Raw genomic sequence first — 25,874 nt, 5'->3', positions numbered from 1 at the left:
CATCAGCCGGCCAGCAGGCCGCCATGCGAACTGGAGGCCATGAAAAACAGGAGCGGGATCGACAGCATGGTATTGGTGCGCGACGACAGATGGGTGATGCGTGAACAGCGCAGGCGCTCCTCCACCGTCGCCGGCTTCAGGCCGAGCACCTTTTGCTGGTGCGGCCAGAGCACCAGCCAGACATTGGCCATCATCAGCGTGCCGATGTAGGTGCCCACGCCGATCGGCGCCAGCGCACCCTGCAATCCGAGCGCGCCGGCCAGCCAGCCGCGCTGCTGCAGCATCAGGATGCCGGCGCACCAGGCAACCACCGAGGCCCAGCGGAAGAAACCGTGCTCGCGGTTGAGCAGCGCCTGAAAGCGCGGGCTCGTGTCGTCGCTCAGGTCGGCTGCGGCCAGCGGCTGCCAGGTCGGACGCTGGATCACGCTCGAATAGTTGTGTCCGACCCAGATGATGCCGGCGGCGAAATGGGTCCAGCGCAGCAGCAGATCGAAAGGAATGCCGTCCATCGCGCGCCTTATGTCAGCAGTCGCAGCAGGGCCGACAGCAGGCCGGTCAGCAGCAGGCCGAGCAGCACCGTGCCGGTAGCGGTGTCGTAGGGATGGCGCATTCAATCCTCCATGAAAGCGGTCGAGACGGCGCTGCTGGCGCGCTTGTACAGCGGCTTGCGAAAGCGCAGCGGGCGCGTCACGCTGCCCACCGCCTCCTGCACCAGATGGTGATGCGGCGAACGGCTGCAGGCCGGATCGGTGTTGGAGGCGTCGCCGGTGAGCAGGAAGGCCTGGCAGCGGCAGCCGCCGAAATCCTTCTCCTTTTCCGAGCAGGAGCTGCACGGCTCGGGCAGCCAGTCGAGGCCGCGGTACTTGCGGAACAGCGGCGACTCATGCCACAGCCATGACAGCGGCTTGTCGCGCACCGATTCGAATTCCAGGCCTGGAATCGTGCGCGCTTCCTGGCACGGCATGGCCACGCCGTCGGGGGCGATGGTCAGGTGGATCGCGCCCCAGCCGTTCATGCACGCCTTGGGCCGGCCTTCGTAGTAATCGGGGATGACGAAATAGATGGTCATGCTGCCGTCCAGCTTTTCGCGCCAGCGATTTACGGTCGCCTCTGCCGCGCGCACCTGTTCCAGCGTGGGCATCAGCTCGTCGCGGTTAACCAGCGCCCAGTTGTAATACTGCAGATTGGCGAACTCGATGTACTCGACGCCCAGGCCGGAGGCGAACTCGCACATGGCATCGATGTCGTCGATGTTCTGCCGGCCTACCGGCATGTTCATCACCATCGGAAATCCGTACGCCTTGATCAGACGCGCCGCTTCCAGCTTGCGCGCATGCGCGCGGGCGCCGACCAGCTCATCGGTCAACTCGGCCTTGGTCGACTGCAGGGACAGCTGCACCTGTTTCAGGCCGGCGTTCTTCAGCGCGCTCATGCGTTCCTCGCTGAGCCCGATGCCGGAGGTGATGAGATTTGTGTAATAGCCGAGCTGATCGGCATAGGCCACCAGCTCTTCCAGGTCGTCGCGTTGCAGCGGCTCGCCGCCGGAAAAGCCGAGTTGCAGGGCGCCCAGCGCGCGCCCCTCGCGCAGCACCCGTTTCCACTCCTCGGTCGACAGCTCGCGCTGCGCATAGTCCTTGAAGTCCAGCGGATTGTTGCACCATGGGCACTTCAACGGACACCGGTAAGTGAGTTCCAGCGTCAGCCACAGCGGCTGTCCGTTTCCGTCCAGGCTGATTCCCTTCGATTCTTTCGGCATGGTCGATTCCTTTCTCCTCCGATGTCTGATGCATTGTCGGGCGGCGCCGCGGTCGGCGCGACGAGATAGCGCGGAGAAGGTGATCGGTTTTTTATCGAGTGTGGACTCGCGATTTTCTTGAGCCGGGAGGCTGCCTGGAGCGGGCGCGGGCTATCCGGTTGGAGTGAAAAGGAGGGCGCAGCCTTACCCGACAGCAAAGAGGCTGTGCAAGATGGTGCGACAAGCAGATTTGTAAATCTTAGTGGTGAAACCCATCAGGTTTCTCAAGATGAAAGCCATTACTAAAGCGCTCATCGAGTTCCTCCTGACCCGTTCTATACAAATACGCTCCCACTAAAAGAAAACGGCGCATTTCGTCATTGGAAATTTTCTCGGCGACGTCAGCTAATGTTGCCGAGAACAACTCGCAAATCGAATAATTGTCGACGTCTACACCTTCCATATGGCTAATTGCCAAGAAAATCGCATCCCGGTCCATCATCGTCTCGCTCCACGTCTCGTTACATGGATGAACATCTATCGACCAATTAGTTCATTGACAGGAGGTCTTTCGTTATCCATAAGCCGGGAGCTTGCTTGCCTTCCTTTTCAATAGCTGGCGCGCTGCATCGGTACAGTGGGAAGGCCTGGTCCGTTCAACTCTATTGAACTTGAGTTTCTGATAATCACTCCAAAGCAGATACTCAGGAGAGAGCTTGATGACAGAACACCGCTTTAAGGAAATCAATCATCTAAGAAAAAAAGAACTGTCCGCCGTTAGTGTTTCCCCCGATTCGCAAGACATGCGCGAAACGAGCATTCCCATGCCAGATCACACTGTTCTCCATCAACTTGCCGCAGAGGCAGCCGGCATTGGCGTGTGGGAGAGCGACCCCGGAAAACATTGTGTCCATATCTGCCCGGTCCTCGCGCAAATGCTCGAACTGCCCGCTGCGTTTCGCAGTCTGGGCGAAGAGGAATGGCAACGTTTCCTGACCAAGGATGACGTCGCCAAAACGGAACAAGCGATAAAGGTTGCTACAGAGGCGAACAAGCCCTTTAGCGTCGAGTGCCGGATAACGCTCCCGTCCGGCGGTATGACATGGCTTTTGGTGCGAGGAACAATCAACAAGGATTTATCGGGAAATCCAGTACAGATCATCGGCATTGCGATGGACATTAGCGATCGAAAAAGCGTCGAGGAGGCGCTTCGTGCAAGCGAGGAGCGATTCCGACTATTAACGGAGGTCAGCCCTGACGGCATCCTTGTACTGGTGGATGATAAGTTTGTTTACGCCAACCACTCCATCATCCGGCTTCTTGGCGCAACGGATGCAAGCGAAATCATCGGTCATTCGCCAAGCGATTTTCTTGATCCTGCATCATGGAAGACGATGCAGGATCGGATCGCGAGTGCACTGGAGCACGGTGGGTCCAATCCCCCATACACATGGCGTGTTCGTCGCGTCGACGGCACCATGATTTATTTGCAGGGAATTTCCGGCAAGGCTTCATGGAACAGCCAGCCCGCCATTCAAATTCTGGTGCGTGATTTGACCCAGAAAATGGCGGACGAGGAAAAGTTACGCGTCATGAATGAACGCTTGAAATTGGCGGTGGAAGGCACGGGGGAAGGCGTATGGGATTGGGATGTCGATCGCAACACGTATGTCCTCTCTGACGGCCTCAAGAAAATTCTTGGCTATCCGGAAAATAACAGTCTTGATGGCGAAGTGAATTTCAGTAAGCTCGTGCACCCGGACGATCATGACCGAAGAGAAGCTGCGCTGTGCGCCACGCTGAACGGGATCGTGCCTGTCTACGAATGCGAATACCGTGTCCGGTGTGAGGGGCAGCGCTGGAAATGGGTCGTATCCCGTGGCGTTGTCGTGTCTCGTGATGAAGGCGGACGGGCATTGGCGATGACCGGGATTGTCTCTGACATCACGGCAAGAAAGGAGTCAGAGCAGATGGTATGGCGGCACGCGAATCTGGATGTGCTGACCAGTCTTCCGAACCGGCGACATTTCCTCAATGAAGCTGAAGACGAGCTACGTAAAGCACGGCGCGCCGGGAATAAGGCCGCCTTGCTCTTTATTGATCTGGATGGATTCAAGGAGGTCAATGATATCTACGGGCACGAAGCTGGCGACCTGCTATTGATGGAAGCTGCGCATCGCATCAAGCGCTGCACTCGTTCAACCGACATGCTTGGCCGCCTTGGCGGCGACGAGTTCATCGTGCTCCTGAGAGACTTGCATGAACCGGGACACGTGGAGTACGTTTGCCAGGACATTCTTTCCAGCCTGTCCCAACCGTTTAGCGTCGGGAACGAGACTGCGCAGATCACTGCCAGCTTGGGAGTGGCAATCTACCCATTGGATGCCGAACGTATCGACGACTTGCTGCGCAAGGCCGACCAGGCGATGTACAACGCGAAGGCAACTGGCAAAAACCAGTTCAGTTATTTCACGCAAGAGATGGATGACCGGGCGCATGCGCGCTTGCGTGTATCGACAGAGCTACGTCGGGCGATCTCGTCACGGCAGCTATTCCTCGAATTCCAGCCCGTGATCGACTTGAGTGATGGACACATTGCCGAAGTTGAAGCATTGCTGCGCTGGGAGCACCCCAAGCTTGGAAAGGTTGCGCCTTCGATTTTCATTCCGATTGCTGAAGAAGCCGGATTAATGGGCGATATCGGCAACTGGGTGTTTCATGAAGCCGCGACCTGCTGGAAACGATGGAGCGAGCACACCGGCATGGCGATTAAGATTGCAGTGAACAAGTCACCATCGCAGTTTAGTCGACGCCACTTGGAACATGACTGGCTGCGGTATCTTAAAGATCGCGCTATTCCACCGGCGAACATCATCGTGGAAATTACCGAAGGCCTGTTGCTCGATGCCTCTCCACAAGTGAGCGACAAGTTGCTGGAATACCGCGATGCAGGTATCCAGGTTGCCATTGACGACTTCGGAACTGGCTATTCTTCCATGGCTTACCTGCAAAAGTTCGACATCGACTACCTGAAAATTGATCAGTCCTTTGTAAAGGATATTCCAGCCCACAAAGGCAACTGCACGATCGCGGAAACGATGATCGTCATGGCACACAAGCTTGGGCTGAAGGTCATTGCGGAAGGCATCGAAACGCAGGCGCAACGCGATTTCCTGAAACAAGCCGGGTGCGACTATGGACAGGGCTTTTTCTATTCCGGCCCTTTGCCATCCGATCAAATTGAACCCATGCTATCCAGACGATTCCATTAAGACTTTCTGGGAGTATGGCGGTAGGGAGATCACCGGAGAAGGTGACCGGTTCTTATCGAGTGTGGGTTCTCGATACGCTAATACCGGCGCGTCCCGCCAAGCGTTCAAGCGACGCGATGCAGGCCGCAGCCATCTCCGGCGCCAGCGCGTTATGGCCGCCGTTTTCCACTTCGATCAATTCGGCCTGCGGCAAGGCGCGATGCAGGCGCCGTGCGGCGTCCGGCGGGCAGACCGCGTCACGCCGGCCTTGCACGATACAGACGGGCAGATGGCGCAGGGCGGCGCAGCCGGCGAGCAGGGCATCCGGATCGGAGAAGCAGCCATTGGATAGATAGTGCGCCTGGATCGCGGTCTTGGCCAGGCGCCGCGCGTCCGGCGCATCCGCCAGCGGCGCCTCTCCCATCAGCGCCCGCTCGTAATCGAGCCAGCGGCGCGCTGCGCCCGCGTCGTATGCCAACAGTCGCGCAGTATAGGCGCGCAGCAGATCATCGCGCTCATGCGGCGGAATGCCCTTTGCAAAGTCTTGCCATGCGAGCGGTGCAGCGTCATTCGCGCCGTGCACGAAGCTTCGCAGTTCATCATCCGAACCGAGAAATATCCCGCGCAAGACCAGCCCGGCGACCTGCGCCGGATGGCGGATGGCATATGCCAGCGCCAGCAGGCTGCCCCAGGATCCGCCGAAGACGAGCCAGCGCTCGATGCCGAGCGCGGCGCGGATGTGTTCGATGTCGGCGACCAGATGCGCGGTGGTGTTGTCCTGCAATCGGCCCAGCGGTTCGCTGCGGCCGCTGCCGCGCTGGTCGAACAGCACGGCGCGAAAGCGGGATGGATCGAAGAAGCGGCGGTGCTCGGGTGAACACCCGCTGCCCGGGCCGCCATGCAGGAAAACCAGCGGCATGCCGTCGGCGCGCCCGCATTCTTCCACGTACAAGGAATGGCCGTCGCCGACGTCCAGCTGGTGCGTGCGGAAAGGTGCCGTTCTTGGCAATAGCGGCTCGTGCATGTCGCCTTTACGCCTCCATCAGCCCGGAACGCATGGCGATGACCGCCAGCTCGGCTGCATTGGCGGCGTTGAGCTTTTGCTTGATGTGGTAGAGGTGGGTGCCGACGGTGCTCGCGCTTAAATGGAAGTCCTGCGCCACCTGGTTGACGGTGCGCCCCTTCGCCAGTTGCAGGAAGACGGTGAATTCCTTTTCGGTCAGCGTATCGGCCGGATGGGCGGTGCCGGAAATCTGGGCCAGCGCCACTTGCTGCGCCAGTTCCGGATCGAGATAGCGGCGCCCATGGGCCACCTGCCTTACCGCCTGAAGAAACTCTTCCGGCAGGCAGCGCTTGCACAGGTAGCCGGTGGCGCCGGCCTTGAGCGCACGCACGGGGATCACCGCGTCCTGGTGCGCCGAGAGCATCAGCACCCGCGCATCCGGATGGCGAGCGCACAGCCGCTCGAGCGCCGCCAGGCCGCCGATGCCCGGCATGGAGACATCCATCACCAGTACGTCCGGCGCGACTTCGGCGTACAAGCGCAATGCCTCCTCGCCGCTGCCGGCTTCGCCTGTGACGGTAGCGCCGGCGCCTTCCAGCAGCAGGCGAAAGCCCATGCGGACGATGGCGTGGTCGTCGGTCAGCAGGATGTTGAGACCGGCAAGAGATGCGCTCATGATTATTCCTCCATCGGAGTGACAGTGGTTAGCGGCAGCCGTACGCACAGGCGTGTGCCGCTGCCGGCGGCCGTATCGAATTGCAGTTCGCCCGCGAGGGCGAGCACGCGCTCGCGCATGCCGGCCAGGCCGAAGCCGCAGCCGGCTGCGGGCGAGGGAACGCCGAGGCCGCGGCCGTTATCGGCAAGGATCAGTTCCAGCCAGGCGTCGTCGCCGGCGCCAAGCCGGCGCAGGGTCACTTCCACCCGCGTCGCGGCGGCATGCCGGGCCACGTTGGTCAACCCTTCCTGGGTGATGCGCATAATGGCCTGAAGCGCGTCGTCGCACAGCGGCAGCGGACCGGCGGCCAGCGTCATGCCGAGCGTGATATCGGGATAGTGTTGCTGCCATACCTGCAGGTAGCGGCGCAGCGTGTCGTCCGCGCCGGCGCCGGGACCGCCTTGGAGCGGGCGCAGGCGGCGCAGGATGGTTCGTACGCCATCCTGCATCTGGCCGGTCACGGCGATGATGCTTTGGGCCGGCCCGTGCAGCGCGGGCTGGTCGGCGCTGCGCTGCGCGATGGCGCCGGCCAGCGCGCGCACGGCGGTGATGCCTTGCGCCAGCTCGTCGTGCAGTTCGCGCGCGATACCGCGGCGCTCGTCTTCGATTTTTGTCTGCAGGCGTTCAGCCCATTCGCGCTCGCTTCTCAGGCGCACGTTGTCGTTTACCGCTTCGACGAGGCGATCGGCCATGCCGTTGAAAGCCTTCGCCAGCCGTCCGAGTTCCGGCGCCGGAAAGACCGGCAGGCGGGTATCGAAGCATCCGCGGCCGGTCCGGTCCAGGGCCGCCATTACTTGGCCAAGCGGTCGCAAGGCACGGTCGAGCGCATGGCGCGCCGCGAAGAACAGCACCGCCAGCAGCACGCCCGCCCAGCCCGCCATCGCGCACAAATCGTCCCAGGCGTCGAGTGTCGCGCGCGACGCATCCGGGTGCAGGATCAGCGTCAGTTCACCGGCCTCGACGCGATGTGCGGCGAATCCGGGTTCGACCAGGGCGGCGAACCAGGCCGGAGCCGAATGGCCGGCCTTGTAGGTCGGCTGCGGCGAGAGATAGCGCCGCCGGCCGGAAGCATCGACAGCTTCCAGCGCATTGGCGCGGATCCGGCCTGCGGCCTGGAGATGGGCCAGCAGCCTTTGGCTGGGCCAGGCGGATGACTGCGCCCGCATCTCGAGGGCGGCTGCGCCCAGCCATTGCTCGGCCACGCGGGTGGCAGCCTGCACTTCTTCGCGGATCGATTCGTGCGTCTGCTTCAGCCACAGGCTTCCCAGCGCCAGCACCAGCGCCGCGGCGAGCGCCGTCAGCACCAGGCTGATGCGGGTATGCAGGCTCAACTCGTCCAGTCGTGGTTTGATGATCATGGTTGCACTCGCTTGCGGATCGGGCGCGCCGTCCCGTTCCGCAGATAAGGGCAAGTTTCGCGCCATGCCGCCGACGCGCGCTTGCCGGCTGCGGCGCCGCCTGACCTGTTCAAGAATCGAGCAAACTGTACCAACTTGGGACAACTGGCGATCGGGCACCGCGGCTCCAGAAATCCATGACGCCGATTTCGCGAATCCACGCATGCGGCCCATTTCCGGCCGCACGCATACTGAGCCCATGAAACTACTCGTACTCGGATCGGCCGCCGGCGGCGGCTTCCCGCAATGGAACTGCAACTGCCACAACTGCGACGGCGTGCGGCAAGGCCGCGTGCGGGCGCGCCCGAGCACCCAATCGTCGATTGCCGTCAGCGTCACCGGCAGCGACTGGGTGCTGTTCAATGCGTCGCCCGACATCCACGCCCAGATCCGCGCCAATCCCTGCCTGCAGCCGGGCAGGGGACTGCGCGACACCGGCATTGCCGCGGTGGTGCTGATGGATGCCCAGATCGATCACACCACGGGCCTGTTCATGCTAAGGGAAGGCAAGCCGCTCGACGTATGGTGCACGCCGCAGGTGCGGGAAGACCTCACGTGCGGCAATCCCGTCTTCGAGGTGCTGTCGCACTTTTGCACCGTGAGCTGGCAGCCGCTGCGGGTGGCGCCGCCGACGGCGTTCACCATCCCCGCGCTCGACGGCGTGCGGTTTACGCCGGTGCCGCTGACCAGCATGGCGCCGCCGTATTCGCCGCATCGCCATCATGCGCATCCGGGCGATAACATCGGCGTGCTGATCGAGGAAATCGCGAGCGGGAAAAAGATTTTCTACGCGCCGGGCTTCGGCGCCATGGAGCCGCACCTGGAACCCTATCTTGCCGACGCCGACTGCGTCCTGCTCGACGGCACCTTCTGGACCGATGACGAGATGATCCAGCTCGGCCTGTCCGCCAAGACCGCGCGCGCCATCGGGCATCTTCCGCAGAGCGGACCGGACGGCATGATCGCGCTGCTGTCGCGCTTTGAGAAGCCGCGCAAGGTCCTGATCCACATTAACAATACCAACCCCATTCTCGACGAGGATTCGGCGCAGCGGGCTGAGCTGGCGCGAAACGGCATCGAGGTGGCGTGGGATGGCATGCTGATCGACACCGGAGACGAACCATGAACATGATCGAGAATCCGCCCTGGAGCGGCGAGGAATTCGAAGCGCAGCTGCGTGCGATGGGAGAGCGCTACCACATCCACCATCCGTTCCAGGTAATGATGCATCGCGGCCAGCTCAGCCGGGAACAGATCCAGGGCTGGGTAGCCAACCGCTACTACTACCAGATCAATATTCCGATCAAGGATGCCGCCATTCTTGCCAACTGCCCCGAGCGCGAAGTGCGCCGCCATTGGGTGCAGCGGATTCTGGATCACGACGGCTGCGACGGCGACGAGGGGGGCATCGAGGCCTGGCTGCGCCTGGGCGAGGCGGTCGGTCTGCCGCGCGAGAAAGCCGTGTCGCAAGAGCTGGTGCTGCCCGGCGTGCGTTTCGCCGTGGATGCCTACGTCAATTTCGCCCGTCAGCGGCCCTGGCAGGAAGCGGCCGCGGCGTCGCTCACCGAGCTGTTCGCACCGACCATCCACCAATCCCGCCTCGATTTCTGGCCGCGGCATTACCCTTGGATCGAGCCAGCGGGCTACGACTACTTCCGCCGGCGCCTGAGCGAGGCGCCGCGCGACGTAGTCAACGGCCTGCGCATCACCCTTGGCCATTTCAATACGCGTGAGCAGCAGGAGCGCGCGCTGCAGATCCTGCAGTTCAAGCTCGACATCCTGTGGTCCATGCTCGACGCGATGATGCTTGCCTATGCCGACGTTCAAATTGACGGTTGGGGACGCTATGCGCCGATGGAACGCGGCACCGTCCGGTCATGATTTTCATGAGCGGCTTTTGGCGAAACCGCGCTGGTTCGGCATACGCACCAAACAGATAATCAATCAAGGAGCGGCATGTCGCCGCTTCACAATCTAAGGAGACTTGCGATGATCTGGGAAACACCCGCCTACTGCGAAATCCGCCTCGGCTTCGAGGTAACCGCCTACGTCTACGTGCGTTAACCACGCGCATTGAGCGGCAGACCGGGCGGCGAGCCATTGTGCTTGCGCCCGGCGCCCATACCATCATGACGACGATACACACCGATACCCGCGACGACGCCTGCCCTCGGCTGGCACCGCACTTCGTGTTCCGCTGGGAAGACAGCCAGGGCGCCTATATTCTGCTGTACCCGGAAGGGCTGATCAAGCTGAACCCGTCGGCCGGCGAAATTCTGCAGCGCTGCGACGGACAGAACACTGTGGCGGCTATTGTGGCCAATCTTCAGGCTGCTTTCCCCGGCTCGGATGCCGAGATCGCCGAGGGCACCAGGGCGTTCATTCATACCGCCCGCACGAAGGGTTGGCTGCGCTGCTGACGGTGACGGTCGCCCGGCGGCGCTTCTTTTCCCGGCGGTGCGCCACCTATCCGACAAAAAAGAAATCCCCGCCCAATTTTCATCGGGCGGGGATTTTTGGTCTGGGCTTGCCTGCTATTGCCGGATGTATCCCAGGGGCGTACGCCGATCAGGCGAAGTTCTTCGCCACGAAATCCCAGTTCACAAGGTTCCAGAAAGCCTCGAGGAACTTCGGACGGGCATTGCGGTAGTCGATGTAGTACGCATGCTCCCACACGTCGCAGGTCAGCAGCGGCTTGTCGGCCGTGGTCAGCGGCGTGCCGGCGTTGGACGTGTTGACGATATCCACCGAGCCGTCGGCCTTCTTGACCAGCCAGGTCCAGCCGGAACCGAAGTTAGTCACGGCGGACTTGGTGAATTCTTCCTTGAACTTGTCGAACGAACCCCATTTCTTGTTGATCGCGTCGGCGACCGCGCCGTTCGGAGCGCCGCCGCCATTCGGCTTGAGGCAGTTCCAGAAGAACGTGTGGTTCCACACCTGGGCGGAATTGTTGAACAGGCCGCCGGACGACTTCCTGATGATGTCTTCCAGGGACGCGTTTTCGAATTCGGTGCCCTTGATCAGGTTGTTCAGGTTGGTGACGTAGGTCTGATGGTGCTTGCCGTAGTGATACTCAAGGGTTTCCTGAGACATGTGCGGCTGCAGCGCGTCCTTCGCATACGGCAGTGGGGGGAGGGTATGTTCCATGGTGCTCTTCCTTTCTATTTTTTGGGTTGCTGTCGTTTTTGTAAGATATCAATTGTATGTCGGATGCGAATTGGCTGCATGAAGCCGCAGTTTGATGCATCGCCAAGCAGGCACTGGAACTTTCCGGCCTCGACGGGGGCAGTCCGTTATTCCAGCGTCGGCTGCACGCTGGCAATGCCAACCTCCGCCGAGCCATCCGCCAGCCGCATCGTAACCGCCTGGCGCGGATGCAAATCCTTTGGGCTGCGCACGATTCTGCCCTTGGCGTCGAGCACCATCGCATAGCCGCGCTCCAGCGTGCGCTGCGGATTGAGCAACTCCAGCTGCGCATGCAAGGCGTCGAGTGCCTGCCGGCGCTGCCCAAGCTGCATGTGCATGGAGGCGGCCAGGCAGCGCGCATGGTCCTTGATGCGCGCACGCGGCATGGCCGTATCCGGCAGCTGCGCCGCCAGGCGGGTGCGCAAATGGGCCAGCGCGAAGCGCGAACGCTCAAGCGGCGCGCGCGTGGCATGGCCCAGCCGGGCCTGCAAGGCTTGCAGTTTCAGCCGTTCGCGGCCGATATAGGCCGACGGGCTGACCAGCCGGCGCGAGAACCAGTCGAGCGACTGCGTACTGTCGGCCAGCTGGCGCCGCATCGCCCGCGTCAGATCGTCCGCATGCGCTTCCAGCGTCGCCATCCAGTCGGCGCGCGGCAGCGCAGCCATTTCGGCCGCTGCCGTGGGTGTCGGGGCGCGCAGGTCGGCGGCGAAGTCGGCGATGGTGAAATCGGTTTCATGGCCGACGCCCGAGACCACCGGCATGGCGCAGGCAGCAATTGCGCGCGCCACCGCTTCTTCGTTGAACGACCATAAATCCTCGATGCTTCCGCCGCCGCGGCATACCAGCAGCACGTCGCATTCGGCACGGGCGGATGCAGTATCGATGGCCTGCGCAATCTTTTGCGCCGCGCCTTCTCCCTGCACCGGCGTCGGATACAGGATTACTTGTACGTGCGGCGCGCGCCGGCGCAGCGTGGTGAGGATGTCGCGCAGGGCGGCTGCCTGCGGGCTGGTGACGATGCCGATCGTTCTCGCGAACAAGGGCAGCTCGCGCTTGCGCGACGGATCGAACAAGCCTTCGGCATTGAGCTTTTCCTTCAGCCTCAGGAAAGCTTCGTACAGGTTGCCGACGCCGGCGCGCCGGATGGCTTCGACATTGAGCTGGTAGTCGCCGCGCGGCGCATACAGCGTGACTAAGGCGCGCACTTCGACCTTGTCGCCTTCCTTCGGCGAAAAATCGGCGTATTGCGCGCGGCCCCGGAACATGACGGCGCGCACTTGGGCGCCGTCGTCCTTGAGCGTGAAATACCAGTGCCCGGAGGCGGCGCGCGTGAAATTGGAAATTTCTCCGGAAACCCAGGCTAGAGGAAAATTGCGTTCCAGCATGCGCGCTACGGCCTGGTTCAGGGCCGACACCGTCAGTACCGACGGCTTGCCGTCAGGGTTATCGATGGCAGAGCCAGTATTCATGCGGTCATCCAAGGCAAAACCTTTCCACAGCCGCGCCAATGCGTCATCTGGCCGTTATAAATCGTTGCAAAAAACATTTTGCGTTTGTAAGTCTTTGATTTTAAAGAGGGAGTTAAAACTGATGTATTTCTGAGCAGTAAGAGAAAAGCCTTTTGAATCAAGTACTTTGCTAACGGCAACAGGTTTTACCCACAAAGTTATCCACAGGATATGTGAAGAACTTTTCCTGGAGCATTGTCGTGTCGCGACGCTTGCTCACAAAGGCCCAACACGTTACATTCTGCATCCATCCGAATTTGAACCGAGGAGCCTGTTTTGCTCGCCATTATCCAAGCCGCCGGCTGGCCGATCTGGCTGTTGCTGATTGCATCCGTAGTCGCATTGGCACTGATCATCGAACGACTATTGTACCTGCGCCGCCGTCGCATTTTGCCGCCCAACCTGCTCGATGAAGTGATCCGGGTCTACCACAACGGAAAGATTTCCAACGAAGTCATCTCGAAGCTGGAACAGAATTCGCCGCTGGGCCGCGTGCTCGCCGCCGGCCTGCGCAACGTGAATGCGCCGCGCGACGCGATGAAGGAATCGATCGAGGAAGCCGGACGCGGCACCGCGCATGAACTGGAACGCTTCCTGACCACGCTCGGCACCATCGCCACGCTCGCGCCGCTCATGGGCCTGTTCGGCACAGTCGTCGGCATGATCGAGATCTTCGGCTCGCAAAGCGCCACCGGCACCAATCCGGCGCAGCTTGCGCACGGTATTTCGGTCGCGCTCTACAACACCGGCTTCGGCCTGGCGATCGCAATGCCGGCCCTAGTGTTCTATCGCCACTTCCGCGCACTGGTCGACAGCTTCATTGTCGACATGGAACAGCAGGCGGTGAAGTTCGTCGATACCGTGCACGGCAACCGCAAATAAGGCGCTGCAATGGACTTCCGTAAAGGCAAAGGCCGCGAGGATCCGGAAATCAACCTGATCCCGTTTATCGACGTGCTGCTGGTGATCCTGATCTTCCTCATGGTCACCACCACCTACAGCAAGTTCACCGCGCTGCAAATCACGCTGCCGACCGCCGATGCCGAAAAGGCGATGGAGCAGCCGGCCGAAATCAATGTTGGCGTCGACGCTCAAGGGCGTTATGCGATCGACAATACGCAGGTTGGCGCGCATGACGCCGCCAGCCTGGCCGACGAATTGAAAAGCACGGCGAATGCGCGCGGACAGGCGGGCAAGGATCCAGTCATCGTGATCAATGCCGACGCTACTGCCGCACATCAGTCAGTCATCAATGTGCTGGAAGCGGCGCGAATGGCTGGCTTCGACAAGATCACATTCGCCGCCCAGGCCAGCGGCAAGAAATAATGCCGGTGCATGCCTCTGCGCATGCATAACAAGAACATCATGAATCCGGCCGCCCGTGCGCCGCTTTCATGCCGCGACGGGCGGTACCCGTCTCTTCCATTGGCGGGAACTTCCGTTTGCCCCAGCAACGCTCCACTCTTGAATCTGCCCTGATGCGCGCCTGGATGCAGCGCGGGGTGTTGTCGTGCATGCTGTTGCCGCTCTCGCTGGTTTTTCGGACATTGTCCGCCATGCGTCGTGCCACGTACACGCTGGGCAGGTCGTCATCGACCCGCTTGCCCGTGCCGGTTATTGTGGTTGGAAACATCTTCGTCGGCGGCACCGGCAAGACGCCGTTCACTATTTGGTTGGTGCAGCAATTGCGGCGCGCAGGTTATGTCCCTGGAGTAATTTCACGCGGATATGGCGCAAGCCACGGCATACCGCAGACTGTTGATGCACAGTCGTCGCCTGCGACAGTTGGCGACGAGCCGCTCCTGATCGCGCGACGCGCCGCATGCCCGGTAGTCGTCGGTCGCAACCGTGTTGCAGCGGCACAGGCGCTGCTTGCGCAGCATCCCGACGTTAACCTGATCGTCTCCGATGACGGCTTGCAGCATTACGCATTGAAGCGCGACGTCGAAATCGTCTTGTGCGACGAGAGAGGCAACGGCAATGGCTGGATGCTGCCGGCCGGACCGCTGCGGGAGCCGGCCTCGCGTCGGCGCGATTTTACGGTGGTCAACGGCGAAATACTGCCTGCAGGATTGCCGCAGCCTATATTTCGTATGCAACTGGCGGGAGATTTTGCGCAGCGTCTGACTGATCCTTCGCAAGCAGTGGCGCTGCAAGATTTTCCAGCCATGCTTGGCATGAAGCGACCGCGCATCGTCGCTGCAGCGGGCATCGGCAATCCGGCGCGTTTTTTTGCGATGCTGCGCAACGCCGGCCTTGTCATCGACGAGATGCCGCTGCCCGATCATTACGCTTTTGCCGATGACCCTTTTGCAAAAATCCAGGCCGATATCATTCTGGTGACAGAGAAGGATGCAGTAAAATGTATGCAACTTGATACGCTGAGAAACGACCCGCGCTTGTGGGTCGTCCCCGTGACAGCGCGCCTCGATGACGCGCTGGCAGAACGCATAGTGGAGAAATGTCGTGGACGCCCGACTGCTTGATATCCTGGTTTGCCCGATTTGCAAGGGACCGCTCGAATACAACAAAAATGCACAGGAGCTGATTTGCAAGCCGGACAAGCTTGCATTCCCGATCCGCGACGGCATTCCGATCATGTGGGCCGACCAGGCGCGCGACTTGAATGCGCCGACATCGCCCGCACCATCCGCCAGCTGATCAATCCGCCTGCGCACGCAGGCGCCATTCCCATGTCATTCACCGTCATCATTCCCGCCCGCCTGGCGTCGACGCGTCTGCCCAACAAGCCGTTGGCCGATTTGGGGGGCAAACCCATGATCGTGCGCGTCGCGCAGCGGGCTGCACAGTCGGGCGCGGCCCGGGTTGTCGTGGCGACCGACCATGCTGATATTCTCGTGGCCTGTGAGCAGCACGGGATAACGGTGCATATGACTCGCTCCGACCATCCGTCCGGCACCGACCGTATTGCCGAGGTTGCCGCTGCCATGAAACTGCCGGATGACGCGGTGATCGTAAATGTGCAGGGGGACGAGCCGCTGATCGATCCGGCGCTGATTTCCGCCGCTGCGGCGCTGATCGACGCGCGGGTGCCGATAGCAACCGCCGCGCATCCGATTGCCGACGTGGCCGACGTTTTTAACCCGAACGTGGTCAAGGTGGTGCTGGACAAGGCGGGCAGGGCGCTATATTTTTCGCGCGCCACCATTCCCTGGCACCGCGATGCTTTCGTAAAGACAAGAGAAACGCTTCCAGCCGGCTATCAGCCGTTAAGGCATATCGGGCTTTACGCGTACAGCAATGCATTCCTGCAAGCTTATCCGAGGCTCGCGCAATCGCCGCTGGAGCAGATCGAAGCCCTGGAGCAATTGCGGGTTCTCTGGCATGGTTATCCGATCGCGGTGCACGTAACTGAAAATGCGCCGGCTGCGGGAGTCGATACGCCGGAAGACTTGGCGCGGGTAAGGCTGCACTTTGGTCAAGAAAATTAGAAGAAAACAATACCGAAGTGCCGGTTTGGCAGAATTCTGTGGTAAGTTTCATGCAATGTTTGTGTGATAAAAAGCATGTCTTGGGGTGAAATATCCCCGTCACCACGACCGAATTTAAAACTCGTTTAGGAAAATCTCATGCGCCTCATCCTTCTAGGAGCGCCAGGTGCCGGTAAGGGCACGCAGGCGAATTTCATCAAGGAAAAATTCAACATCCCGCAAATTTCCACCGGCGACATGCTGCGTGCCGCGGTCAAGGCCGGCACGCCGCTGGGCATCGAAGCGAAAAAGGTGATGGATGCGGGTGGCCTGGTCTCCGACGACATCATCATCGGCTTGGTGAAGGACCGCCTGAAGCAACCGGATTGCGCGAACGGCTACCTGTTCGACGGTTTTCCGCGCACCATTCCGCAAGCCGATGCGATGAAGGAAGCCGGCGTGGCTATCGACTACGTGCTGGAAATCGACGTGCCGGACGAGGCGATTATCGAGCGCATGAGTGGCCGCCGCGTGCACCAACCGTCGGGCCGCACCTATCACGTGAAATTCAACCCGCCGAAGGTTGCGGGCCGTGACGACGTCACCGGCGAGGAACTGATCCAGCGCGACGACGACCAGGAAGAAACCGTGAAAAAACGCCTGAAGGTGTATCACGAACAGACTGAAGTGCTGGTTGGCTACTACAATAAGTGGGCGGAGTCGGGCCAGCCCGGCGCGCCGAAATATCGCAAGATTGCAGGCGTGGGGCCGGTCGAGGAAATCCGGGATAAAGCCTTCGCGGCATTGGCGGGTTAAAAAAAGCGGACCTTGTGTCCGCTTTTTTTGTGCCATGGCCGGAATTGATCCAGCTCAGACAGCGAGTGGCCCAATCCGACTCCAATAAAGAAGAACGGAAAAGTTTTTGCAGTACGCAGTGCCCGCAGGACGACGACAGCAGAGATCCGTTGGCCGCAATTAAAGGAAAATGCCGTCGCTATCCTCCGGACCGTGTTCTAACTTAGACGTGAACAACAATGGAGGTGAGAATATGGCAACAGGCTTGTGGTTTGCCGTGGCATGCGGCGTCATCGCCGTCATCTACGGACTCATATCGCGCAGCTGGATCTTGAACCAGGACGCGGGCAATGCACGCATGCAGGAAATCGCCGCAGCCATCCAGCAAGGCGCGGCCGCCTATCTTGCACGGCAGTACCGCACCATCGGCATTGTCGGCGTCGTGTTGTTCATTGCGATTGCCCTTATTCCTGGCCTCGGCTTGAAGACTGCGCTCGGATTTCTGCTGGGCGCGCTGCTGTCGGGTGCTTGCGGCTTCATCGGCATGAATGTATCGGTACGCGCCAATGTGCGCACCGCGCAGGCCGCAACCAAGGGCATGAATGAAGCCCTGAATGTCGCCTTCAAGGGCGGCGCGATCACCGGCATGCTGGTGGTCGGCCTGGGCCTGCTGGGCGTGACGCTGTTCTACTGGGGGCTCAGTTCCTCGGCAGCCGCTGCCGGAGTCTCCGCGCACGACGTGATCAAGCCGCTCATCGGCTTGGGCTTCGGCGCATCGCTGATCTCGATCTTTGCGCGTCTGGGCGGCGGTATCTTCACCAAGGGTGCTGACGTCGGTGCCGACCTTGTGGGCAAGGTCGAAGCCGGCATTCCTGAAGACGATCCGCGCAACCCGGCGGTGATCGCCGATAACGTCGGCGACAACGTCGGCGACTGCGCGGGCATGGCGGCCGACCTGTTCGAAACCTACGTGGTGACGCTGATTGCGACCATGCTGCTTGGCGCGCTGGTGGTCACCGGAGCGGAAGCCCAGGCCATCCTGTATCCGCTGCTGCTGGGGGGTGTGTCGATTCTGGCATCGATCGTCGGCTGCTCGATGGTCAAGGCCAAGCCCGGCAAGAAAATAATGTTCGCGCTGTACACCGGCCTGTGGTGGGCAGCTGGCCTGTCGCTGATCGGCTTCGCGGTCGTGACCTGGACCGTGATGCCCGAGGCGATGCGCGTACCGATGATGGGAGCCGCCGTGGTGGGCATTGTACTGACCGGCCTCATGGTCTACATCACCGAATACTACACCGGCACGGACTTCAAGCCGGTGCGCCATATCGCCGAAGCGTCCACCACCGGCCATGGCACCAACATCATCGCCGGCCTGGGCGTGTCCATGAAGGCCACCGCCTATCCGGTGCTCGCGGTATGCGCCGCCATCCTGACCACCTACTGGCTGGCCGGGCTGTATGGCGTGGCGATTGCCGCGACCTCGATGCTGTCAATGGCCGGCATCATTGTTGCACTCGATGCCTACGGCCCGATCACGGACAACGCCGGCGGCATTGCCGAAATGGCGGAGCTGCCCGATTCGGTGCGTGCGATCACCGATCCGCTCGATGCCGTCGGCAATACCACCAAGGCCGTAACCAAGGGCTACGCGATCGGCTCCGCCGGCCTGGCCGCTCTGGTGCTGTTTGCCGACTATACGCATGCGCTCGATTCAGTCGGCAAGAGCACGTCGTTCGACTTGTCCAATCCGATGGTGATCGTCGGACTGTTCATCGGCGGCCTGATTCCGTACCTGTTCGGTGCCATGGCGATGGAAGCGGTGGGGCGCGCGGCCGGCGCGGTGGTCATCGAAGTGCGCCGCCAGTTCCGCGAGATCAAGGGCATCATGGATGGCAGCGGCAAGCCGCAGTATGACCGCGCCGTCGACATGCTGACCGCTTCCGCAATCAAGGAAATGATCGTGCCGTCGCTCTTGCCGGTGGCCGTGCCGATCCTGGTGGGGCTGCTCCTCGGCCCGGCCGCGCTCGGCGGCCTGCTGATGGGCACGATCGTCACTGGCCTGTTCGTCGCGATCTCGATGACGACCGGCGGTGGCGCATGGGATAACGCCAAGAAATATATTGAAGACGGCAATTACGGCGGCAAAGGGTCCGAAGCCCACAAGGCGGCGGTGACCGGTGATACCGTTGGCGATCCGTACAAGGATACGGCTGGTCCCGCCGTCAATCCATTAATCAAGATCATCAATATCGTGGCATTGTTGCTGGTGCCGCTGCTGCCGTCGGTCGGCGCCCAGATGTCCATCCCGCATGCCGGAGCGCCAGCTGCAGTGACTGCTCCAGCGGCGTCTATAAGCGCGCCGGGAACCGTCGATCAGGCCGCGGCGAAACAATAAGTATGCTCGGTCCGGCAAAAGGCAGCTTCGGCTGCCTTTTGTCTTTTGCTGCAAATTCGCTAAAATGGCCGGAAATTTACGTTTACGTAAACGTAATTCTTCACAGCATTCATCGTTACACCCATTCCACAGAGAGGACCAAATGCAGATTGGAAGCAATGTATTCATCATCACCGGCGGCGCATCAGGCTTGGGCGCAGCGACGGCGCGCATGATCGTCGACAACGGCGGCAAGGTAGTGATCGCCGACGTACAGGTGGAAGCCGGTGAAAAGCTCGCAACCGAGCTGAAGGGCCGCTTCGTCAAATGCGACGTCACATCGGAAGCGGACGCCAAGGCCGTAGTGGATGCGGCAACGTCGATGGGCTCATTGCGCGGCCTGGTCAACTGTGCCGGCATCGCACCGGCCGTAAAAACAGTGGGCAAGGACGGCCCGCACCCGCTGGACGTGTTCCAGCGCACCGTCAATGTCAACCTCATCGGCACCTTCAATATGGCGCGCCTGGCGGCGGATGCCATGTCCAAGACCGACGCCAGCCAGGACGGCGAACGTGGCGTGATCATCAACACCGCGTCGGTTGCAGCCTATGACGGCCAGATTGGCCAGGCTGCCTACGGCGCGTCGAAGGCGGCGGTGGTCGGCATGACGCTGCCCATGGCGCGTGACCTGTCGCGTAACGGCATTCGCGTCATGACGATCGCCCCGGGCATTTTTGAAACGCCCATGCTTCTGGGCATGCCGCAGGAAGTGCAGGATGCACTCGGACGCATGGTGCCGTTCCCCCCCCGTCTCGGCAAGGCGGCAGAATATGCACACCTGGCCAAGACCATCATCGAGAACGTGATGCTCAACGGCGAAACGATTCGCCTGGACGGCGCAATTCGCATGCAGCCGAAGTAAGGCCGATATCCGGGGCGCCTGCCGCCCCGGTTTCTCCGCGCTTAATGAGGCACCTCAAGCGCAGGCCATAGAAGCGGGCATTTGCGGCGGCCCGCAATGACAGCGTTTTTTGCCCGGGATAGACTACTCCTTCCCATGCTCGCAAAGGCACGCATGAACAAGACAAGAATTGGTTCCCTTGCGCTCGTACTGATCCTGGCCGCTGGTTGCGCTACCGGCCCGGCGCCTCGGCAGGCAGCGCCGGAGCCCGGCATGCAATCCCCGGAAGGTGCCTCCGGCTATACCGAAAAAGCCGGCTCGGTGGCCCGCAAATTCATGGTGGCCACCGCCAATCCACTGGCCACCGATGCGGGGTATCAGGTCTTGCGTGTGGGTGGTTCCGCCATCGACGCGGCAATTGCAGTGCAGATGGTCTTGACGCTGGTCGAGCCGCAGTCGTCCGGCATTGGTGGCGGCGCATTCCTGCTGTATTACGACCGGGCGGCGCAAGGCCGGGGCGCGCAAGACGGCAAGGCCGTCAAGGCCTTCGATGGGCGCGAAACTGCCCCCTCTGCCGCCACTGAACAACTTTTCCAGACGCCGGAAGGCAAGGCGATGCCGTTTTACGAAGGTGTCGTCGGCGGCCGCTCGGTCGGCACTCCGGGCGTGCTGCGCATGCTGGAACTGGCGCACAGGGAGTATGGCAAGCTGCCATGGGCCTCGCTGTTTGCGCCCGCAATCAGGCTGGCGGAGGAAGGCTCTCCGATCAGCCCGCGTCTTGCAACCCTGTTGAAAAGCGAGCCGCACTTGAAAAAGGATCCGGTGGCGGCGGCCTATTTTTACGACAAGGACGGCAATCCTTGGCCAACCGGCCACATGCTGAAAAACCCCGTGCTGGCCAAGGTGTTGCGCGATATTGCGCTGGGTGGTGCCGACGCATTCTACAAGGGGCCGATCGCGCGCGACATCGAAGCCAAGGTGCGCAACCACCCGACCAGTCCCGGCTTGCTGCGGGCAGCCGATATCGCCTCGTATCGGGCCCAGGTGCGTGAGCCGATCTGCACCGATTACAAGGCATGGACGGTATGCGGCATGCCGCCGCCGTCTTCCGGCGGGATCGCAATTGCGCAGATGCTGGGCATGCTTGAGACGAAGGACATGCGCCCGCTGGCGCCGAAAGACGGGCGACTGAACGCACAGGCGGTGCACCTGTTTTCCGAAGCCGGGCGCCTCGCCTATGCCGACCGCGCGCGCTATGTTGCCGATACCGACTTCGTACCCTTGCCGGGCAATAGCTTCAAGCCGCTGGTCGACAAGAAATATCTCGCCGAACGGGCAGCCCTGATCACGGACCGGTCGATGGGCCAGGCGCAGCCCGGCATGCCGCTGGCAATCGATGTCGCGCAGGGGATGGACACCTCACCGGAATTGCCGTGCACCTCGCACATTTCGATCGTCGACGCCAAGGGAAACGCGATTTCGATGACGACGACCATCGAGGACGCATTCGGCTCGCGGCAGATGGTGGACGGGTTCTTGCTGAATAATCAATTGACCGATTTTTCGTTCGATGCGCAGGATGCCCATGGTCCGATTGCCAATCGTGTCGAGCCCAACAAGCGTCCGCGCAGCTCGATGGCCCCGACCCTGGTTTTCGAGAAGGGAACAGGAGCATTGGTGCTGTCGACCGGTTCTCCCGGCGGTTCAGCGATTATCAACTACGTCGCCAAGGTGCTGGTCGCCACGATGGATTGGGGGCTGAACGTGCAGCAGGCAATCAGCCTGCCCAACTTCGGCAGCCGCAACGGCCCGACCGAACTGGAGCAGGGCCGCGTGTCCTCCATGCTGGTCGATCAGTTGAAGGCGAAGGGGCACAATGTGCGCCTCATGGAACAGACGTCGGGCCTGCAAGGCATCATGCGCGTGCGTATTCACGGCGATGACATGTGGTTCGGCGGCGCCGATCCGCGCCGCGAAGGCAGCGTGATGGGAGACTGAAGCATGCAGCGGCCGGATAGGCCGCGTTGTTTTTGCATGATGCCCATGCGGCTGCTCTCCCCAAATATGACCCGCCCTGCTAATCTCCCAATATGGGAGACAAGAAAAAAACCGGATTGGTGCTGACCGGCGGCGGTGCGCGTGCCGCTTATCAGGTTGGCGTCCTGCAGGGCATATCCACGATACTGGGGGAAGCGGGCTGGCGGCCCGAGCGCAATCCTTACGACATCATCTGCGGCACCTCTGCTGGCGCCATCAATGCTACGGCGCTGGCATGTCATGCCGATAACTTCGAGGAAGGACTGCATCGAGTCCTGCATGTCTGGGAAAACTTCAGCGTCGACCAGGTCTACCGTGCCGATTCGCTGGGCGTAATCCGGTCCGGCGCGAAATGGCTGTCGCTGCTGTCGTTCGGCTGGGTATTGCGCAAGTGGCGGGCGACGTCACCGAAGGCGCTGCTGGACAATACACCGCTGGTGACGCTCCTGAACCGGATGCTCAATTTTCCCCGGCTGGATGCGGCGCTGCTCGACGGCGCGTTGCACGCGCTGGCAGTATCTGCATCGTCCTACACCGCCGGCCAGCACATCACCTTCTTCCAGACAGAAGCGGATATCGCGCCATGGGTGCGGTCGCAGCGCATCGCATTGCGCGGCCAGATTGGTGTCGAGCACCTGCTGGCATCGTCCGCCATTCCGTTAATTTTTCCGGCCACACCGATCTTTTGTAATGGGCGGCGCGAATACTTTGGCGACGGCTCGATGCGCCAGCTGGCGCCGATTTCACCGGCGATCCACCTCGGCGCCGAAAAGGTGCTGGTCGTCGGCGCCGGTCGGCTGGTCGAGGAGCCGCGCGACATTTCGCCGGGGGCAGAATATCCGACCCTGGCGCAGATTGCCGGCCATGCGATGTCCAGCATCTTCCTGGACAGTCTTGCGGTCGATATCGAACGGATGAGCCGCATCAACCTGACGCTGTCCGTCCTGACCGAGGAGCAAAGGATGAGAACGCCGTTGCGGCCGATCGACATGCTCATCATTGCGCCGTCGGAGCGTCTGGACGAGATCGCCGTGCGTCATGTCCACAGCCTGCCGCGCCCGATCCGCGCCTTGCTTGGCGCAATCGGCGCGACTGACGCGCACGGCGGCGCTCTGGCGTCCTACCTGCTGTTCGAGGCAAGCTACACCAGTGAGTTGATCCGGCTCGGCCAAACCGACGCACTGGAGCGCCGTGCCGATGTACTGAAATTCTTTGGTATGACGGAAAACGTCGCGTTGCCACTGGAAGGCGTGATTCGCACTGCCTGATCGGTGTCGGTGAGAAAGGCAAGCGGCAGGAGGAGTGAGGAAAGCGTGCCGCTCCCGGCATAGGGAGCGGCATTTTTTGCCAGATTAGTCGTGATGATGGTGGTGCTTCCAGTGGCCGTGCTTCCGATAGCGCACTTCCTCTACGTAATAAGGCTGCCGGTATTCGACCAAGGCTGCCGGCTGAACATACACCGGTTGCGGACGCACATACACCGGTTGCGGCTGAACATAGACGACCGGTGGCGGAGCATACATCGGTGCCGGAGCTGTGCCGAGACTGACTGACCAGTTGACATCGCCGTGGGCGTGCGCAAGCGACAATGGCGCAACGAGCGCGATGGCGGTAATGAGCCTGGAAACTGAAATTCTGAAGAGTTGCTGCATGACGTTCTCCTTAATGTCCTCTTGTACATTAAACGTCAAACCAGCGGACAGCGGCTACCGGCAATTATTCAGAGGCAAGTAAGTTTTGAAACAATTTGTAATCGCGTGCCATTCAAAGGTAATCATGCAAAATGATTCATCTCCTGGAGGCGAAATCACGCGCAAAATAATGCATTGCAAAAAAGCGAGCAGAGGGAAATTCGAAAGCTGGCAAGAAAGTTAATACGTTAGCAATTTAGAGAATTTCTTACCACAAATTGAGTTGATTCGCTTACGACAACAAGTTACCCTACGGTATTAAAATCAATATTCTTGTTGGTTTTGCAATTAGGTCGAGCAGGCCACGATGATAAAAGCTAAATTCCTGAAAAACTGGATATTTTTTCTTGCAGCGGTATTGCTCTCGGTAACGGTTTTTGCACGAGAGGCCTTGCCGCTGGAAAGCATCGCGGCCCGGGATCTGCCCAAAGAGGCACAGCAAACGTTGGTGCTGATCAAGCAGAACGGGCCTTTCCCATATGCCAAAGACGGTGTCGTTTTTGGCAACTATGAAGGGGTTTTGCCGAAACGGAAGCGCGGGTATTATCACGAATTTACGGTGAAGACTCCCGGCGCGCGCAATCGCGGCGCCCGGCGCATCATCACTGGAGGGGAGCCGGCATCATCGGGAGAGTATTACTACACCGACGACCACTATGCGACTTTCAGGCGCATCAGAGAGTAAGCAATGCGATTCGAGTCATTCCACACTGAACCTTCTTCTATGCACATCGTACGAGCCGAGGAAGACATGAGCTTGTTTAAAACCGTGCCACCGAACGTGGTGCAGTCCATCCGTGCGTTCCGGGTCACCGATCTGCAGGAAGAAGCCGCCCGCCTCGGCCAGCACTTTCTGTATGCGTATTGCGCCGATGCGACGACCAAGCAGCAAGTGTTGGCATGCATTGCCAATGCTTTTCATTTTCCTAAGCATTTTGGCAAGAACTTTGATGCGCTGAGCGATTGCCTGACCGATCTCCCATACAAGGCGGGTCCGCAGCCCGGATTTCTGGTGGTGATCGAGCAACTGCCCAATACGCCGAAGTTCGACAAGGAAGCGCGTGAAATCCTGCTCGACGTGTTCCGTGACGCGGCCGAGTTTTGGGCTGAAAAGAAGGTGGCGTTCCGGGTTTTCTATTCCTTCCAATAGACGAACGATCTCCGCAGAGCCGGAAGCCGACCCCGCGGTCGGCTTTTTTATTTCCACAGTGCGGTAAAATGCGCGCCATGAAAAATATCGTCATCCTGATTTCCGGACGTGGCAGCAACATGCAGGCAATCGTGCGTGCGGCGCGATCCGAGCAATGGCCGTGCCGTATTGCCGCCGTCATCAGCAATCGCGCCGATGCCGAGGGCCTGGCATTTGCCGCGGAAAATGGCATTCCGACTGCAGTCGTTGTCAGCAAGGGGCTGTCGCGTGAAGCGTTCGACGCGGCGTTGCAGGAGCAGATCGACCGTTTTGCACCGGATCTCGTGGTGCTGGCGGGTTTCATGCGCATACTGACGCCGGCCTTCGTGGAACATTACGCCGGCCGCATGCTTAATATCCATCCATCGCTGCTGCCCAGTTTCCCCGGCCTGGCCACGCACAGCCAGGCGCTGGCCACCGGCGTCAAGGTGCATGGCGCGACCGTGCACTTCGTCACCGCCGAACTCGACCATGGCCCCATCGTGGCTCAGGCAGCTGTGGCAGTCCACCCCGACGACACCGAAGACACGCTGGCAGAACGCGTGCTGGTACAGGAACACCTCATTTACCCGCGCGCCGTGCGGTGGTTTGTCGAAGGACGGCTTGCCATCGACAATGGTCTGGTGCGTGTGCAAGAAGAAGTGTCCGCTTAAAGAAAGAA

28 protein-coding genes are annotated in these 25,874 nt (G+C 60.8%); 18 read left to right on the top strand and 10 right to left on the bottom strand.

Going from position 1 to position 25,874, the window contains the following annotated elements:
• Positions 1-2: 2 nt before the first annotated feature.
• From TSA66_RS06100 to TSA66_RS06090, 3 genes are all read right to left on the bottom strand, one after another.
• On the bottom strand, positions 3-509 hold the full coding sequence (locus tag TSA66_RS06100; RefSeq protein ID WP_040039391.1) for a urate hydroxylase PuuD: 507 nt from the start codon (positions 507-509) through the stop codon (positions 3-5).
• 101 nt (positions 510-610) lie between these two features.
• The gene (pqqE, locus tag TSA66_RS06095) at positions 611-1,756 is read right to left on the bottom strand and encodes a pyrroloquinoline quinone biosynthesis protein PqqE (RefSeq protein WP_040039390.1); all 1,146 of its coding nucleotides are present in this window, start codon (positions 1,754-1,756) and stop codon (positions 611-613) included.
• 238 nt (positions 1,757-1,994) lie between these two features.
• Entirely contained in the window at positions 1,995-2,237 is a 243-nt protein-coding gene (locus tag TSA66_RS06090) for a hypothetical protein (protein ID WP_040039389.1), read from the bottom strand.
• 217 nt (positions 2,238-2,454) lie between these two features.
• On the opposite strand from TSA66_RS06090, the gene TSA66_RS06085 reads away from it, so the two are divergent.
• Positions 2,455-5,007, top strand: coding sequence for a sensor domain-containing protein (locus tag TSA66_RS06085; RefSeq protein ID WP_052452139.1), 2,553 nt, complete (start codon positions 2,455-2,457; stop codon positions 5,005-5,007).
• 52 nt (positions 5,008-5,059) lie between these two features.
• Here the strand turns inward: TSA66_RS06085 and pip are convergent, their stop codons facing one another.
• From pip to TSA66_RS06070, 3 genes are read right to left on the bottom strand one after another with little or no spacing between them, the layout of a single operon-like run.
• Entirely contained in the window at positions 5,060-6,010 is a 951-nt protein-coding gene (gene pip, locus TSA66_RS06080; protein ID WP_052452138.1) for a prolyl aminopeptidase, read from the bottom strand.
• 7 nt (positions 6,011-6,017) lie between these two features.
• Entirely contained in the window at positions 6,018-6,665 is a 648-nt protein-coding gene (locus TSA66_RS06075) for a response regulator (RefSeq protein WP_040039388.1), read from the bottom strand.
• A gap of 2 nt (positions 6,666-6,667) precedes the next feature.
• Positions 6,668-8,302, bottom strand: coding sequence for an ATP-binding protein (locus TSA66_RS06070; protein ID WP_084199344.1), 1,635 nt, complete (start codon positions 8,300-8,302; stop codon positions 6,668-6,670).
• Between TSA66_RS06070 and pqqB the strand changes: the two genes are divergently transcribed.
• The 4 genes from pqqB (at position 8,301) to pqqD (ending at position 10,521) form a co-directional block, all read left to right on the top strand.
• Positions 8,301-9,227, top strand: coding sequence for a pyrroloquinoline quinone biosynthesis protein PqqB (pqqB, locus tag TSA66_RS06065; RefSeq protein ID WP_040042252.1), 927 nt, complete (start codon positions 8,301-8,303; stop codon positions 9,225-9,227). The two genes, TSA66_RS06070 and pqqB, sit on opposite strands and share 2 nt — an antisense overlap.
• 2 nt (positions 9,228-9,229) lie before the next feature.
• A complete protein-coding gene (pqqC, locus tag TSA66_RS06060; RefSeq protein ID WP_408639502.1) occupies positions 9,230-9,982 on the top strand; it encodes a pyrroloquinoline-quinone synthase PqqC in 753 nt (250 codons plus the stop codon).
• A gap of 75 nt (positions 9,983-10,057) precedes the next feature.
• The gene (gene pqqA, locus TSA66_RS26045; RefSeq protein ID WP_084199342.1) at positions 10,058-10,165 is read left to right on the top strand and encodes a pyrroloquinoline quinone precursor peptide PqqA; all 108 of its coding nucleotides are present in this window, start codon (positions 10,058-10,060) and stop codon (positions 10,163-10,165) included.
• A gap of 65 nt (positions 10,166-10,230) precedes the next feature.
• Positions 10,231-10,521, top strand: coding sequence for a pyrroloquinoline quinone biosynthesis peptide chaperone PqqD (gene pqqD, locus TSA66_RS06050; RefSeq protein WP_040042250.1), 291 nt, complete (start codon positions 10,231-10,233; stop codon positions 10,519-10,521).
• A 148-nt stretch (positions 10,522-10,669) separates the two neighbouring features.
• Here pqqD and sodB read toward each other — a convergent pair whose 3' ends face one another.
• Positions 10,670-11,248, bottom strand: a complete 579-nt coding sequence (gene sodB / locus TSA66_RS06045; RefSeq protein WP_040039385.1) for a superoxide dismutase [Fe] — start codon at positions 11,246-11,248, stop codon at positions 10,670-10,672.
• Positions 11,249-11,394: 146 nt separating this feature from the next.
• Positions 11,395-12,756, bottom strand: coding sequence for an exodeoxyribonuclease VII large subunit (gene xseA / locus TSA66_RS06040; protein ID WP_040042249.1), 1,362 nt, complete (start codon positions 12,754-12,756; stop codon positions 11,395-11,397).
• A gap of 315 nt (positions 12,757-13,071) precedes the next feature.
• On the opposite strand from xseA, the gene TSA66_RS06035 reads away from it, so the two are divergent.
• Together TSA66_RS06035 and TSA66_RS06030 are read left to right on the top strand one after the other, a co-directional pair.
• Positions 13,072-13,677 carry a MotA/TolQ/ExbB proton channel family protein gene (locus TSA66_RS06035; RefSeq protein ID WP_040039384.1) on the top strand — a complete coding sequence of 202 codons (606 nt, stop codon included), beginning with the start codon at positions 13,072-13,074 and terminating at the stop codon, positions 13,675-13,677.
• Positions 13,678-13,686: 9 nt separating this feature from the next.
• Positions 13,687-14,121 carry an ExbD/TolR family protein gene (locus TSA66_RS06030; RefSeq protein WP_040039383.1) on the top strand — a complete coding sequence of 145 codons (435 nt, stop codon included), beginning with the start codon at positions 13,687-13,689 and terminating at the stop codon, positions 14,119-14,121.
• Between the two features lie 37 nt (positions 14,122-14,158).
• Here TSA66_RS06030 and TSA66_RS27615 read toward each other — a convergent pair whose 3' ends face one another.
• A complete protein-coding gene (locus tag TSA66_RS27615; protein WP_232429601.1) occupies positions 14,159-14,428 on the bottom strand; it encodes a hypothetical protein in 270 nt (89 codons plus the stop codon).
• Here TSA66_RS27615 and lpxK point away from each other — a divergent pair.
• The 8 genes from lpxK (at position 14,310) to TSA66_RS05990 (ending at position 23,601) form a co-directional block, all read left to right on the top strand.
• Entirely contained in the window at positions 14,310-15,281 is a 972-nt protein-coding gene (gene lpxK / locus TSA66_RS06025) for a tetraacyldisaccharide 4'-kinase (RefSeq protein WP_232429553.1), read from the top strand. The two genes, TSA66_RS27615 and lpxK, sit on opposite strands and share 119 nt — an antisense overlap.
• The gene (locus TSA66_RS06020) at positions 15,262-15,456 is read left to right on the top strand and encodes a Trm112 family protein (RefSeq protein ID WP_040039382.1); all 195 of its coding nucleotides are present in this window, start codon (positions 15,262-15,264) and stop codon (positions 15,454-15,456) included. Before lpxK ends, TSA66_RS06020 begins: the two co-directional genes overlap by 20 nt.
• A 32-nt stretch (positions 15,457-15,488) precedes the next feature.
• Positions 15,489-16,247, top strand: a complete 759-nt coding sequence (gene kdsB, locus TSA66_RS06015; protein ID WP_040039381.1) for a 3-deoxy-manno-octulosonate cytidylyltransferase — start codon at positions 15,489-15,491, stop codon at positions 16,245-16,247.
• A 138-nt stretch (positions 16,248-16,385) separates the two neighbouring features.
• Positions 16,386-17,042, top strand: a complete 657-nt coding sequence (adk, locus tag TSA66_RS06010; RefSeq protein ID WP_040039380.1) for an adenylate kinase — start codon at positions 16,386-16,388, stop codon at positions 17,040-17,042.
• 232 nt (positions 17,043-17,274) lie between these two features.
• Positions 17,275-19,416 carry a sodium-translocating pyrophosphatase gene (locus TSA66_RS06005; RefSeq protein ID WP_040039379.1) on the top strand — a complete coding sequence of 714 codons (2,142 nt, stop codon included), beginning with the start codon at positions 17,275-17,277 and terminating at the stop codon, positions 19,414-19,416.
• 142 nt (positions 19,417-19,558) lie between these two features.
• Positions 19,559-20,317 (top strand): 3-hydroxyacyl-CoA dehydrogenase, encoded by a 759-nt coding sequence (locus TSA66_RS06000; RefSeq protein ID WP_040039378.1) that lies wholly within the window; start codon positions 19,559-19,561, stop codon positions 20,315-20,317.
• 153 nt (positions 20,318-20,470) lie between these two features.
• Positions 20,471-22,294, top strand: a complete 1,824-nt coding sequence (gene ggt / locus TSA66_RS05995) for a gamma-glutamyltransferase (RefSeq protein WP_040039377.1) — start codon at positions 20,471-20,473, stop codon at positions 22,292-22,294.
• 92 nt (positions 22,295-22,386) lie between these two features.
• The gene (locus tag TSA66_RS05990; protein ID WP_052452135.1) at positions 22,387-23,601 is read left to right on the top strand and encodes a patatin-like phospholipase family protein; all 1,215 of its coding nucleotides are present in this window, start codon (positions 22,387-22,389) and stop codon (positions 23,599-23,601) included.
• Between the two features lie 84 nt (positions 23,602-23,685).
• On the opposite strand, the gene TSA66_RS05985 is transcribed toward TSA66_RS05990, so the two are convergent.
• A complete protein-coding gene (locus TSA66_RS05985; protein WP_040039376.1) occupies positions 23,686-23,985 on the bottom strand; it encodes a hypothetical protein in 300 nt (99 codons plus the stop codon).
• 346 nt (positions 23,986-24,331) lie between these two features.
• Between TSA66_RS05985 and TSA66_RS05980 the strand changes: the two genes are divergently transcribed.
• The 3 genes from TSA66_RS05980 to purN all read left to right on the top strand — a co-directional run bounded on the left by TSA66_RS05980 (position 24,332) and on the right by purN (position 25,866).
• A complete protein-coding gene (locus TSA66_RS05980) occupies positions 24,332-24,709 on the top strand; it encodes a ribonuclease (RefSeq protein WP_040039375.1) in 378 nt (125 codons plus the stop codon).
• Positions 24,710-24,775: 66 nt separating this feature from the next.
• Positions 24,776-25,174, top strand: a complete 399-nt coding sequence (locus TSA66_RS05975) for a barstar family protein (RefSeq protein WP_040039374.1) — start codon at positions 24,776-24,778, stop codon at positions 25,172-25,174.
• A gap of 77 nt (positions 25,175-25,251) precedes the next feature.
• Positions 25,252-25,866 (top strand): phosphoribosylglycinamide formyltransferase, encoded by a 615-nt coding sequence (purN, locus tag TSA66_RS05970; RefSeq protein WP_040042246.1) that lies wholly within the window; start codon positions 25,252-25,254, stop codon positions 25,864-25,866.
• The last annotated feature ends 8 nt before the right edge of the window (positions 25,867-25,874 follow it).

It is taken from the genome of Noviherbaspirillum autotrophicum, assembly GCF_000818395.1.
In the GTDB taxonomy this organism is placed as follows: domain Bacteria; phylum Pseudomonadota; class Gammaproteobacteria; order Burkholderiales; family Burkholderiaceae_D; genus Noviherbaspirillum; species Noviherbaspirillum autotrophicum.
Note: the sequence above shows the minus strand (reverse complement) of the source record. Positions and strands in the feature narration are given on the sequence as shown.